The following is a 12,920-nucleotide window of genomic DNA, read 5'->3' as shown; positions in this document are numbered from 1 at the left end:
TCGGCCGCCTGAGACGCCAGTCCGCCGACCTCCGCCTTCACGATTCCACCATTTCCGCCAATGCGCGGGAGGGGCGGTCGTCACTCTCGGCGACCGCGGGGGAAGGCGCGGCGATCGAATGCGACCGCCCGCGTGACAGGCCGGTATAGAGTCCTTCGCGGATCGCCTCCGCCAGCGTGGCGACGTTGGGTTCCTGCAGCGCGCTGACATGGCCGCCCAGATCGAAGAAATTGTCGCTTGCCCCTACTCGTGGCAGCCTGAGGATGTCGCGCCAGATCGCCGCCACCCGGGCTTCGCTTCCGTCCGCGGGGGCCGCGAACGGCGCCGCCGTCGGCGTGGGCACGTCGTCGTTCACGCTAGCCGGCGCCGGCAGTGCCTTGAGATCGACCTTGCCATTGGGCGTTTGTGGAAAGCTGTCGAGCAGGGTGATGTGCGAAGGCACCATGAAATCCGGCAGTCGCGCGCGGAGGCGTTCACGCAGCGCGGCCACGTCTGCCGTCTGCCCGGGCCGCGGCAGGATATACGCACAGAGCCGTACGTCGCCCGGATCGTCCTCGCGCGCCACGACGAGCGCCTGGGCGACCTCGCCCTGTTCGGCGAGGGCGCTCTCGATCTCGCCCAGTTCGATCCGATGGCCGCGCACCTTGACCTGGTGATCGAGCCTCCCGAGGAACGCGATCCGGCCGTCCGGCTCGTGGCGGCCGAGATCGCCGGTACGATAGGCGCGCTCGCACTTGCACAAGGGGTGGGGGACGAACCGTTCGGCGGTCAGTTCGGGGCGGTGAAGATAGCCGCGCGCGACGCCACGGCCGGCGATGACGATCTCCCCCGGCATCCCCGGCGGCACCGGTGCACCGCGTGAATCGAGAATGTATATCTCCTGATTGGCGAGTGGCCGGCCAAGTCGCAATGCGTCTTCGTTGCCGGGAATGACGCCATCGGTCGCGGACCAGATCGTGGTTTCCGTCGGGCCATACATGTTGGTGATCCGCGCAGTCGTCACCGCGCCCAGATCGCGCGCCAGCGTCGGAGCGAACGCTTCCCCGCCGATCATCACGTGGCGCAAGCCGGCAAACGCTGCCGCCGCGACTCCGCTGTCGAGCATCATCCGCGCCATCGACGGCGTGCATTGGAGATGGGTATCGCCAAGGCGTATATCAGGGCGCACCCGGCGCAGTTCGTCTGGAATTCGCTGCGGAGGCTGCAGGATACGTTCGGGCGGGAGACGATCGGTATCGCCTGGAACGAGCCCGGGCTCGTCCGCGCGTTCGGACCGCGCGTGCTGGTGTGGCTCAAGCTGGTGTCGCAAGCCTATTGGCTGGCGGTGCTGGCGCTCGGACTCGCGGGGTTCGTGCTGCTCGTCGCGTCGCTCGGGGTGTGGCGCGCGGTGAGCCATCCTGGGGCGATCACATGGCTGTATTTCGCAGGCGTTCACGCGGTGATCGTCTCGCAGGATCGCTATCACTTTCCTGTGACGCCCTACATTGCCGGTTTTGCGGGGATGGCGGTCTGGGCGATGGTCCAACGATCGCGACACGCCGATCCGGCGTTCGAACGCACGGCGCGGCCGTCGGGTATGCGGGGATCGACCGGTTCGGCATTGGGATGAGTCGACCGTCTTGGCGGGGTTCGATCGACGGGTGCCGCTGTCCGGTCGAATAATCGTCGTTCGGATCGCCCGGTCGGACGCAGACGGATTGACGCGGATCGTGCGACCGCCGCAGCACGACGGCAGATGGCGACCGCGGCTGATCGCGCATGCCCCTGTTGCAGATTGTCAGACCGATGCGCCTTCCTCGTCTCTTCAGCCGTGCGTCCAGCGATATGGCGATCGATCTCGGCACGGTGAACACCGTCGTCTACCTGCGCGGGCAGGGCATCGTGCTCAACGAGCCGTCGGTGGTCGCGATCGAGACTCGCGACGGCGTGCAGCAGGTCCGCGCGGTCGGTGCCGAGGCCAAGCTGATGATGGGCAAGACGCCCGACGGGATCGAGACCATCCGGCCGATGCGCGACGGCGTGATCGCAGATCTCGACGTCGCCGAGCAGATGATCAAGTTCTTCATCGACAAGGCGCATGGCGGGCATAGCCGGATGCCGCGCTATCCCGAGATCGCGATCTGCATCCCCTCGGGCGCGACGCTGGTCGAACGCCGCGCGATCCGCCAGGCCGCGTTCAATGCGGGCGCGCGGAAAGTCTATCTGATCGAGGAGCCGATGGCGGCCGCGATCGGCGCGGGGTTGCCCGTGACCGAGCCGGTCGGCGCGATGGTGGTCGATATCGGTGGCGGGACGACCGAAGTCGCGGTGTTGTCGCTGCGCGGGCTCGCCTACAGCACCTCGGCCCGCGTGGGGGGCGACAAGATGGACGAGGCGATCGCGTCGATGATCCGCCGCAAGCATAATCTGATGATCGGCGAGGCGACCGCCGAGCGGGTCAAGCTGGCAGTCGGTATGGCGCGCGTTCCCGAGGACGGGATCGGCGACACGATGCGGGTCAAGGGCCGCGACCTCCGCGCCGGCGTTCCCCGCGAGATCGAGGTGACACAGGCGGATATCGCGAGCTCGCTCGGCGACCTGATCGGCCAGATCGTCGAGACCGTGCTGACCGCGCTCGAGAAGACCGAGCCCGAACTGGCCGCGGACATCTGCGACCAGGGGATCGTGATGACGGGCGGGGGATCGTTGCTCGCGCGGCTGGACGAGGTGCTTTCAGACGCTACCGGACTGCCGGTGACGGTGGCGGACAACGCGCTGACCTGCGTTGCGATCGGCGCGGGGCGGGCGATGGAAGAGCCGATCTATCAGGGTGTGATGACCGAGGTTTGAGCGGGCGCGCGCGGCGCGTCGCGCGAAAGGGCAGCAGCCTTGACGAATTAACTTGATCACCGACTGAAGAATTTCCGCTTTAGTCATCAGGTTGCGAGACCGTATGCGATCCCGAACGATCGAGGAGAGCGTGCATGCCCGATAAACGGCCGGACGGAATTACCGATTACACCGGACCCGCGGGTGGCTGGGGCGCGCTTAAGGCGGTCGCGGTTTCTCTCAAGGCGCAGCAGATCGTGGTGCGTGGCGGGCAGACTTTGCTCAAGTCGAACCAGCCCGACGGCTTCGATTGCCCGAGCTGCGCCTGGCCTGACCCCAAGCATACCTCGTCGTTCGAATTCTGCGAGAACGGCGCCAAGGCGGTCGCATGGGAATCGACCGCGAAGACGATCGGCGCCGAGTTCTTCGCCAAGCACAGCGTGTCGGACATCTGGCAGCAGAGCGATCACTGGATCGAGGACCAGGGCCGGGTGACCGAGCCGCTCCGCTACAATGCCGCGACCGATCACTATGAGGTCGTGAGCTGGGCGGAGGCGATGCGCGGGATCGGCGCAGGCCTAGCCGCCGTGCCCGATCCGAACCAGGCCGAGTTCTACACGTCCGGGCGCTGCTCGAACGAGGCGGCGTTCCTGTTCCAGCTGTTCGTGCGGATGTATGGCACCAACAACTTTCCCGACTGCTCGAACATGTGCCACGAGGCGACTTCGGTCGGCCTTCCGAAGTCGATCGGGATCGGCAAGGGCACCGTCAGCCTCGAGGATTTCGATCACGCCGACTTGATCCTGTCGATCGGTCACAACCCCGGCACCAACCATCCGCGGATGATGGCGACTCTCCGCGAAGTGTCGAAGCGCGGCGGCAAGATCATCGTCTTCAACCCGCTCAAGGAACGCTCGCTCGAGCGCTTCGAGTCGCCGCAGTCGGTGGTCGAGATGGCGACGATGTCGGCGACGCCGATCGCCAGCAGCTATTACCAGGTGAAGGTCGGCGGCGACGCGGCGGCGCTGAAGGGCATCGCCAAGGCGCTGGTCGCGCTCGATGAGGCCGCCAAGGTCTCGGGTGGCGAACCCGCGCTCGATCATGCCTTCATCGCCGAGCATACCGCCGGGCTGGACGAGTATATCGCCGATCTGGCGACGACCGAATGGGCCGACATCGAGCGCTCCAGCGGGCTTTCGCGGAGCGACCTGGAAGAGGTGGCGCTCGCCTATTCGAAGTCGAAGTCGACGATCTGCTGCTACGGCATGGGCGTCACGCAGCATCGCACGGGCACGACCAACGTTCAGCAGATCGCCAACCTGCTCCTGTTGCGCGGCAACATGGGCAAGCCGGGGGCGGGCATCTGCCCCTTACGCGGGCACAGCAACGTGCAGGGCGATCGCACCGTCGGGATCACCGAGCGGCCGATGACGATGCTGCTCGACAACATGCGCGACGTGTTCGGCTTCGAGCCGCCGCGCGATCATGGCCATTCCGTCGTCGAGAGCATCGCCGCGATGCGCGACGGCCATGCCAAGGCGATCGTCTGCCTCGGTGGCAACCTCGCCATCGCCTCGTCCGATCCGCAGGCCTGTGCGGAAGGCTTCCGCAACCTCGATCTGGCGGTCCACATCACGACCAAGCTCAACCGCACGATGCTGTTGATGGCGAAGTCGACCTATATCCTGCCGTGCCTCGGCCGGACCGAACTCGACATGCAGGCGACCGGCCAGCAAGCGGTGACGGTCGAGGATTCGATGTCGATGGTCCATGCCTCGCGCGGCTTCCTGATGCCGCCGGGCGAGAATGTGAAGTCGGAGATCTGGATCGTCGGCGAGATCGCCAAGGCGACGTTTGCGGCCAAGGGCCATTCGCCGGTCGAGATCGACTGGGACGCGTATGTCGGCGACTACAGCCTGATCCGCGACAAGATCGAAGCGGTGTTCCCCGCCTTTGCCGATTACAATGCTCGTATCCGCAAGCCTGGGGGCTTCCATCTGCCCAACTCGGCGGCGATGCGGCAGTGGAAGACGGACAGCGGCCGGGCCAACTTCCTGGTGACAAAGGGCGTCGCGGAGGATGAGGGCGCGGGCGATCCAAACGTGCTGCGGCTGACGACGCTGCGTGCGCACGACCAGTATAACACCACCGTCTACAGCCTCGACGACCGCTATCGCGGCGTGTTCGGCCGCCGCGACATCCTGTTCATGAACGCGCGCGACATGGCGAGTCTGGGCTTTGAGGAAGGCGACGTCGTCGATATCGCAACCGCGCTCCAGTTCGCGCGTCCCGACCGCGTCGTGCAGAAGCTGATGATCGTCCGGTATGCGCTGCCCGATGGATGTTGCGCCTCCTATTATCCCGAGACGCAGCCGCTGATCGCGCTCGAGGATCATGATCCGCAGAGCTTCACCCCCTCGTACAAGTCCATTCCGGTGACCGTCCGTCCCGCCGCCGCCGACATGGGTTCGGATCGCGGCGTGGTGCGTGCCGGGATCGTCGGCCAGAAGAGCAAACAAGACGCATGAGCACCGGTTACACGTCGACGATCGACACCTATGCAAACCTGGCGGCCGTCAAGGCCGCCGCACTCCGCCGGTCACCGGCGGGATTTTTAGCCGGGGCTATCCTCGCCGGAACCTATATCGGCATCGCCATGATCCTGGCGATCAGCACCGGGTCGGGTCTTGCGCCGGGCGTGCGGCCGCTGGTGATGGGCGCGACCTTCGGGCTCGGGCTGATCCTGACGGTGTTCGCGGGTGCCGAGCTGTTCACCGGCTATGTCATGTATCTGGGCTTTGGCCTGGCGAAGCGGACGATCGGCGTCTCGGACGCGGTGAAGATGATCGTCGTCGTCTGGATCGGCAACCTGATCGGTGGGCTCGTCCTGTCGGCGGTGTTCGCGGCGGGCGGCGGCGGGGCGGTGTTCGCGAATGCGGACACGATGTTCCACGCCTATGTGCAGCACAAGGTGGAGGCGAGCGCGGTCGCGCTGATGGCACGCGCCATCCTGTGCAACTGGCTGGTGTGCCTGGCGATCTGGATCGCCGCCCGCATGACGGGCGACGCGGCCAAGTGCATCGCGATGGCCTGGATCCTGCTCGCCTTCGTCGCGGCCGGGTTCGAGCATTCGGTCGCCAACATGACGGCGCTGACGCTTGGCCTGCTGGTGCCCAACCCGTCGATCGACGTTGCGGGCATGGTCCGCAACCTGGCGATCGTCAGCCTTGGCAACATCATTGGCGGGCTGGTGTTCGTCGTTGGCGGCTACCTTGCCGCGGCGAAGACCGACGTCGTACCGGCGAAGGCCAACACGCGCCGCTGACGCCGCCCGCCGTTACATCGCCGCGTCGCGGATCGTCTCCATCGCAACGAAGGTGGAGGTGCTCGCGACGTGCGGCAGGCTCGATATCCGCTCGCCCAGCACCTCGCGGTAGCGGCGGATATCGGGCGTACGCACCTTGAGCAGATAATCGAAGCTGCTGGCGATCATGTGGCACTCCTCGACCTCGCGGATCGCCAGCACCGCGCGGCGGAACGCGTCGAGCGCAGCCTCGCGCGTGTCGGACAGCTTCACCTCGGTGAACGCGATGTGGTCGAGCCCGAGCATCACCGGATCGAGCACCGCGCGGAAACCCCGAATATAGCCATCGTCGAGCAGGCGTTTCAGTCGGACCTGGCACGGCGTCTTCGACAAGCCGACGCGCCGCGCGAGCTCGGCCACCGACATCCTGCCGTCGTCGCGCAACAGGTCGATGATCCGGCGGTCGAACTGGTCGATCGGGCTAGCTAGCTTGGGGTTATCGGGCATCTGACCTTTTCTACCGCTATTAATTGGCCGGTTCGTCTTCTGAAGGCGTATTGATAAGTCGGATCGACGGGCGCGTCCATGCTACGGAAGTGGCCAGATTTCTGACGAGGCCCGCCATGCCGCATCCATCTTCGCCTACCCCGTTGTTTGCCGATTTTGCCCCCCCGGTCCGCGAGCAGAGCGCGCTGCGCCGGGCGATCACCGCAGCCTATCGTCGGCCCGAGGCGGAGTGCCTGGCACCGCTGCTCGACCAGGCGACGCTCGACGACTCGACCGCGGCCGATGCCACGCGGACTGCCACCGCGCTGATCACTGCGCTGCGCGCCAAGCGCAAGAGTGGCGGGATCGAGGGGATCGTCCAGGAATATGCGCTGTCGAGCCAGGAGGGCGTCGCGCTGATGTGCCTGGCCGAGGCGATGCTGCGGATTCCGGATGCGGCGACCAGGGATGCGTTGATCCGTGACAAGATCGCGGGTGGCGACTGGACGTCGCATCTGGCCGAGGGACGTTCGCTGTTCGTCAATGCCGCCACCTGGGGCCTCGCGCTGACGGGCAAGCTGACGGGCAGCGTCGACGACACCGGACTGGGTGCGGCGCTGACCCGGCTGATCGCGCGCGCGGGCGAGCCCGTGATCCGCGGCGGCGTGGCGATGGCGATGCGGATGATGGGCGAGCAGTTCGTCGCCGGCCAGACGATCACCGAAGCGCTCAAGCACGCCGTGGCCCCGGAGAAGCAGGGCTTCCAGTATAGCTACGACATGCTCGGCGAGGCGGCGACGACCGCGGAGGACGCGCGTCGCTATCATGCCGACTATGTCACCGCGATCCATGCGATCGGCAAGGCATCGGCGGGACGCGGGATCTATGGCGGCCCCGGAATCTCGATCAAGCTGTCGGCGCTGCATCCACGCTATGCCCGCTCGCAGGCCGACCGGGTGATGGCCGAGCTGTTGCCCGACGTGAAGACGCTCGCGCTGCTGGCCAAAAGCTATGACATCGGCCTCAACATCGATGCGGAGGAGGCCGATCGCCTCGAACTGTCGCTCGACCTGCTCGAGACGCTGGCGACCGATCCCGACCTGAGCGGCTGGAACGGGCTGGGGTTCGTGGTGCAGGCGTACGGCAAGCGCTGCCCGTTCGTGCTCGACTGGATCATCGACCTGGCACGCCGCGCGGACCGGCGGATCATGGTCCGGCTGGTCAAGGGCGCCTATTGGGATGCGGAGATCAAGCGCGCGCAGGTCGACGGGCTGAGCGATTTCCCCGTCTATACGCGCAAGGTCCATACCGACGTCGCCTATATCGCCTGCGCGCGAAAGCTGCTGGCGGCGAGCGATGCGGTGTTCCCGCAGTTCGCGACGCACAATGCGCAGACGTTGGCGACCATCCACACCGTCGCGGGGCCCGATTTCGTGATCGGCGATTATGAGTTCCAGTGCCTCTACGGCATGGGCGAGGCGCTGTACGAGGAAGTGGTCGGCGGCAACCGGCTGAACCGTCCGTGCCGGATCTATGCGCCGGTCGGGACGCATGAGACCCTGCTCGCCTATCTCGTCCGCCGGTTGCTGGAGAACGGCGCGAATTCGTCGTTCGTCAACCGGATCGCGGACCCGGCGGTGCAGGTCGCCGAGCTGGTCGCCGACCCGGTCGCGACGGTGCGCGCGATGCCGGTACCGGGGGCGCCGCATCCGGCGATCCCGCTGCCACGCGACTTGTACGGCACGCGGCGCAACTCCGACGGGCTGGATGCCAGTGACGAGGGCGTGCTGGCGGCGGTTAGCGAGACGTTCCGCGGGGTGCTGGAGCCGGTGCGGGCGGGGACCGGTGACGGGACTGCGCGCGCCGTGTGCAATCCGGCGGACCACCGCGACCAGGTGGGTACGGTGTACGAGCTGTCGGTCGAGGCCGCGCTGTCGCTGGCGCAGACGGCGACCGAGGCCGCGCCGCGATGGGCCGCGGTATCGGTGACGGAGCGCGCGGCGTGTCTCGATCGCGCGGCGGACCTGATGCAGGCGCGGATGCCGGTGTTGCTGCCGCTGATCATGCGCGAGGCGGGCAAGTCGCTCGCCAACGCGGTCGCGGAGGTGCGCGAGGCGATCGACTTCCTGCGCTATTATGCGCAGCAGGCGCGGGCGATGCCGGCGGGGCAGGCCCCGCTGGGCGTGATGACGTGCATCAGCCCGTGGAATTTCCCGCTCGCGATCTTCGCCGGGCAGGTCGCCGCGGCGCTGGTGGTGGGCAATGCGGTGCTGGCGAAGCCCGCCGAGGAAACGCCGCTAATAGCCGCGCAGGGGATCGCGATCCTGCATGAGGCAGGCGTTCCCGAAGACGTGCTCCACCTGGTGCCGGGGGACGGTGCGATCGGCGCGGCACTGGTCGCGTCGCCCGCGACGATGGGCGTCATGTTCACCGGATCGACCGAGGTCGCCCGGCTAATCCAGGCGGAGCTGGCCAAGCGCGTCTCAGCTGCTGGCGCGCCGATCCCGCTGGTCGCGGAGACGGGCGGCCAGAACGCGATGATCGTCGATTCCTCCGCGCTGGCCGAGCAGGTCGTCGCCGACGTGGTCGCCTCCGCGTTCGACAGCGCGGGGCAGCGGTGTTCGGCGCTGCGGATCCTGTGCCTGCAGGAGGACGTCGCGGATCGGACGTTGGCGATGCTGAAGGGCGCGCTGCAGGAATTGCGGATCGGGCGTACCGATACGCTGGCGACCGATATAGGCCCGGTGATCTCCGCCGAGGCGAAGACGACGATCGAGGGGCATATCGAGCGGATGCGCGGCCTTGGCCGGCCGGTCGAGCAGATCGCGCCGGCGGGGGACACGACGCACGGGACGTTCGTCTCGCCGACGATCATCGAGCTCGACGATTTCGCGGATCTGGAGCGCGAGGTGTTCGGGCCGGTGCTGCACGTCGTCCGCTTCCGCCGCCCCGAGCTGGGGACGCTGATCGATCGGATCAACGCGACCGGCTATGGCCTGACGTTCGGGCTGCACACGCGGCTGGACGAGACGATCGCGTTCGTCACCGGGCGCGTGCAGGCGGGTAACCTGTACATCAACCGCAACGTCATCGGCGCGGTCGTCGGCGTCCAGCCGTTTGGTGGACGAGGGCTGTCGGGGACGGGGCCGAAGGCGGGCGGACCGCTGTATCTCGGCCGGCTGGTCACCGGCGTCGATATCGCGACGCCCGGTTCGGGCGATCCGGCGGCGCAGGCGTTCGCGTCGTGGCTCGAGGCGCACGGCGAGACGGTGGCGGCGCAGACCGTGCAAACCTGTGCCGCGGCGTCGCCGCTGGGCGGCGTGACCGAGCTGGCGGGTCCGGTCGGCGAGACCAACGTCTATGCGATTCATCCGCGCGGCACGGTGTTGCTGCTGCCGCAAACGCGCGACGGCCTGATCACGCAGCTGGCGGCGGCGCTGTCGACCGGCAATGCCATCGTCGTCGGCGCGGCGGCGGCGTTGACGATCGACCTTCCCGAGGCGGTCGCGGACCGCGTGCGCTGGGTCGAGGATTGGGCCGCTGCCGGTCCTTATTCCGGTGCGCTGATCGAGGGCGATGCCGCGCGCGTCGCTGCGGCGAACCAGGCGATCGCCGCGCTGCCGGGGCCGATCGTGCTGACGCAGGCGGGGGCTGCCGGGTACCGGCTCGACTGGCTGGTCGAGGAAGTATCGACCTCGATCAACACGACCGCTGCGGGCGGCAATGCCAGCCTGATGGCGATGGCGTGATCGATCGGCGTTAGGTCGAAACAACGGGTTGTTCCGGCAGGGTTTTCCGTTCACCCTGCCGGCATGAACCGTATCCTGCCCTTGCTCATGCTGCTGACCGCGGCGACCGAACCCGCCGCGCCTCTGCTGTCGCCCGACCGCATCAAGGCGGACGTCCGGACGCTCAGCGCCGACGATTTCCACGGACGCGGCCCGACGCAGGTCGGCGAACCGATCACACTCGATTTCCTCAGCCGACGGTTTGCCGATCTCAAGCTGCAGCCGCTGACCGACGGGGGGTATCGCCAGCGCGTGCCGCTGCTGCGCTGGACGCGTAATTCGGCGCAGTTCACGCTCCGGCTTGGTGCGACGTCAGTGCCGCTGCGGCCGGGCGTCGAGATCGCGGCGTCGTCGCGGATCGTGGGTGCCACCGCGCTCGACCGCGTGCCGATCGTGTTCGTGGGCTATGGCGTGGTCGAGCCGTCGCTTGGCTATGATCCGTATCGCGGCGTCGACGTGCGCGGCAAGATCGTCGTGGCGCTGGCGGGCGATCCCGATGTCGAGGCGGGGCGCGATCTCGGCTTTGGCGGCCGCGTGTCGAGCCCGGCGGCGCGGACCAAGCTGACCGAGGCGCAGAAGCGCGGCGCCGCGGGCTTCCTGACGATCCACGAGACCTTCCCCGCCAGCTATCCCTGGTTGCAGATCGCCAATGGCGACGCGGTGCCGGGCTATGCGTTGGACACGGGCGAAATTCCGGCGGCGTTCGGCGTGCGCGGCAATGTGCGCAACGACATCGGCATACGCCTGCTCCGGCAGGGTGGGCTCGACTACAAGGCGGCGAAACTCGCGGCGCAACGCGCGGATTTCAAGGCGGTCGAGCTGAAGGGCGCGACGTTCGATGCGCGCGTGGATACCCGGCTCGACCATGTCGAGAGCCATAATATCGTCGGTATCCTGCCGGGTACCGATCCGGCTGCAGGCAGCATCCTGTATGGCGCGCACTGGGACGCTTATGGCGAGAACGCGTTCGATCCGCCGGCGGACCGGATCCGCAATGGTGCGATCGACAATGGGACGGGGACCGCGACGCTGCTCGAGATCGCGCGCGCGTTCGCGAAGGGAACACGGCCGCGTCGCTCGGTCGTGTTCGCGCTGTGGACCGCGGAGGAGAAGGGGCTACTGGGGGCGAGCTGGTATGCGGATCATCCCGTCCTGCCGCTTGCGACGACCGCGGCGCAGTTCAATCTGGATCCGCATGTCGTGCTGGGGCGCACGCGCGATCTGGAGCTGATCGGCGTCGGCCGGACTCCACTGGAGGCCGATCTGAAGCGCGTCGCCGGCGCGCAGGGGCTGCGGATCGTGCCCGAGGAAAATACCGAGGCGGGGTGGTATTACCGCTCGGATCACTATGCGCTGGCGCAGAAGGGTGTGCCGGGCGTGTATTTCCGTGCGGGTCGCGATCTGGTCATGGGCGGCGCGGCGGCGGGCGAGGCGAAGCGCGATGCGTTCAATGCGCGCTGCTATCACCAGACCTGCGACGAGTTCGATGGGCGCTGGGACATGACCGGCGCGGCGCAGGAGGGTAGCGTCGCCTATGCGCTGGGGCGCGAGGTAGCGCAGGGCGCGGGTTGGCCCGGTTGGAACGCGAGCGAGCCGTTTGCCATCGAGCGCGCGAAGACCAACGCGGCACGCCGCTAAGCGCGCGCCGCGATCGTCCGTAACGCATCGCTGGGGAGGATTCGCAGCGGCGTGCCTTCGCGGCGGAGTTCCTCCGCCTTGAGGAACGCGGCGCTGGCGCGGGTGGCGCGGCCAAAGGGTTCACGGCCGGCGACGACCAGCATCGTCGTCGAGCTGCCGACGCCGGTCATCACGCGCGCACCGAGGCTTGCGGCGAGGTGCGCCAGCTTGCCGTCGCGCGGCTCGCCGAGGATTGCGACGCGTTCGCCGCGCAGTGGTCCGTCGGCAGCGGCGCGCGGGGCGGGGCCGGCGACGCGCGGCGGGGCGAGCCAGTCGGCGAGCGACAGCCCGGTATGGTCGATCGCCTTGACGATCACCCAGCCCGCCGCGCGCGCGTCGCTGAGCGCATCGTGGTGCCGATGTTCGATCCCGAGATAGCGCGCGAGGACGCCGAGGCGGTGGCTTTCGAGATCGGGCCAGGCGCGCTTGGCAACGCGGACGCTGTCGAGCCACGTCGTCTCGATCATCGCACGGTCGTGGATGCGACATGCGGCCGCCAGCGCGCCCTTGTCGAAATAGGAATGCGCCACGGTGGTGCGGCCCGACAAATGGCCGTGGACGACGGCGTGGATGTCGCTGAAGCTCGGTTTGCCGACGACATGGTGCGCAGCGATGCCATGAATCCGCGTGTTGAAGACGTTGAACTCGTCGCGCGGATCGAGCAGCGTCTCATAGTCGAATATCTCGCGCCCGTCCTTGAAACCGACGATGCCGACCTGGCAGATGCTGCTGACGCGCGAACACGCGGTCTCGACGTCGATCACGACGAAATCGGGTGTCGTGGCCTCGGTATCGCGGTTGGTCATGGAGTCGATCATCCGCCGATCCCTGACGGGCCGAGAAGACCAAGTAAAGCG

The 12,920-nt window shown here is 67.6% G+C and carries 9 protein-coding genes; 6 read left to right on the top strand and 3 right to left on the bottom strand.

The window, feature by feature from the left end; genetic code table 11:
* Window positions 1-37 precede the first annotated feature (37 nt).
* The gene (locus ASE79_RS09600; protein ID WP_056415221.1) at window positions 38-1,117 is read right to left on the bottom strand and encodes a non-ribosomal peptide synthetase; all 1,080 of its coding nucleotides are present in this window, start codon (window positions 1,115-1,117) and stop codon (window positions 38-40) included.
* An 18-nt stretch (window positions 1,118-1,135) separates the two neighbouring features.
* Between ASE79_RS09600 and ASE79_RS21680 the strand changes: the two genes are divergently transcribed.
* From ASE79_RS21680 to ASE79_RS09580, 4 genes are all read left to right on the top strand, one after another.
* Window positions 1,136-1,609, top strand: coding sequence for a hypothetical protein (locus ASE79_RS21680; RefSeq protein WP_056415218.1), 474 nt, complete (start codon window positions 1,136-1,138; stop codon window positions 1,607-1,609).
* A gap of 176 nt (window positions 1,610-1,785) precedes the next feature.
* Window positions 1,786-2,829, top strand: coding sequence for a rod shape-determining protein (locus ASE79_RS09590; protein WP_156359634.1), 1,044 nt, complete (start codon window positions 1,786-1,788; stop codon window positions 2,827-2,829).
* Window positions 2,830-2,963: 134 nt separating this feature from the next.
* Entirely contained in the window at window positions 2,964-5,336 is a 2,373-nt protein-coding gene (locus ASE79_RS09585) for an FdhF/YdeP family oxidoreductase (RefSeq protein WP_056415212.1), read from the top strand.
* A complete protein-coding gene (locus ASE79_RS09580; protein WP_056415211.1) occupies window positions 5,333-6,133 on the top strand; it encodes a formate/nitrite transporter family protein in 801 nt (266 codons plus the stop codon). The genes ASE79_RS09585 and ASE79_RS09580 overlap by 4 nt, the downstream gene beginning before the upstream one ends.
* A gap of 12 nt (window positions 6,134-6,145) precedes the next feature.
* Here ASE79_RS09580 and ASE79_RS09575 read toward each other — a convergent pair whose 3' ends face one another.
* Window positions 6,146-6,619 carry an Lrp/AsnC family transcriptional regulator gene (locus ASE79_RS09575; protein ID WP_056415208.1) on the bottom strand — a complete coding sequence of 158 codons (474 nt, stop codon included), beginning with the start codon at window positions 6,617-6,619 and terminating at the stop codon, window positions 6,146-6,148.
* 116 nt (window positions 6,620-6,735) lie between these two features.
* Here ASE79_RS09575 and putA point away from each other — a divergent pair, with 116 nt between their 5' ends.
* Window positions 6,736-10,347, top strand: a complete 3,612-nt coding sequence (gene putA / locus ASE79_RS09570) for a trifunctional transcriptional regulator/proline dehydrogenase/L-glutamate gamma-semialdehyde dehydrogenase (RefSeq protein ID WP_056415205.1) — start codon at window positions 6,736-6,738, stop codon at window positions 10,345-10,347.
* A 63-nt stretch (window positions 10,348-10,410) separates the two neighbouring features.
* On the top strand, window positions 10,411-12,024 hold the full coding sequence (locus ASE79_RS09565; protein ID WP_056415202.1) for a M28 family peptidase: 1,614 nt from the start codon (window positions 10,411-10,413) through the stop codon (window positions 12,022-12,024).
* On the opposite strand, the gene ASE79_RS09560 is transcribed toward ASE79_RS09565, so the two are convergent.
* Window positions 12,021-12,881, bottom strand: a complete 861-nt coding sequence (locus ASE79_RS09560) for an exonuclease domain-containing protein (RefSeq protein ID WP_156359633.1) — start codon at window positions 12,879-12,881, stop codon at window positions 12,021-12,023. The two genes, ASE79_RS09565 and ASE79_RS09560, sit on opposite strands and share 4 nt — an antisense overlap.
* Window positions 12,882-12,920: the final 39 nt, after the last annotated feature.

This window comes from Sphingomonas sp. Leaf28, assembly GCF_001421685.1.
GTDB classification, from domain to species: Bacteria; Pseudomonadota; Alphaproteobacteria; order Sphingomonadales; family Sphingomonadaceae; genus Sphingomonas; species Sphingomonas aurantiaca.
The sequence above is the reverse complement of the archived record's forward strand: the minus strand, read 5'-3'. Positions and strand labels throughout refer to the sequence as shown.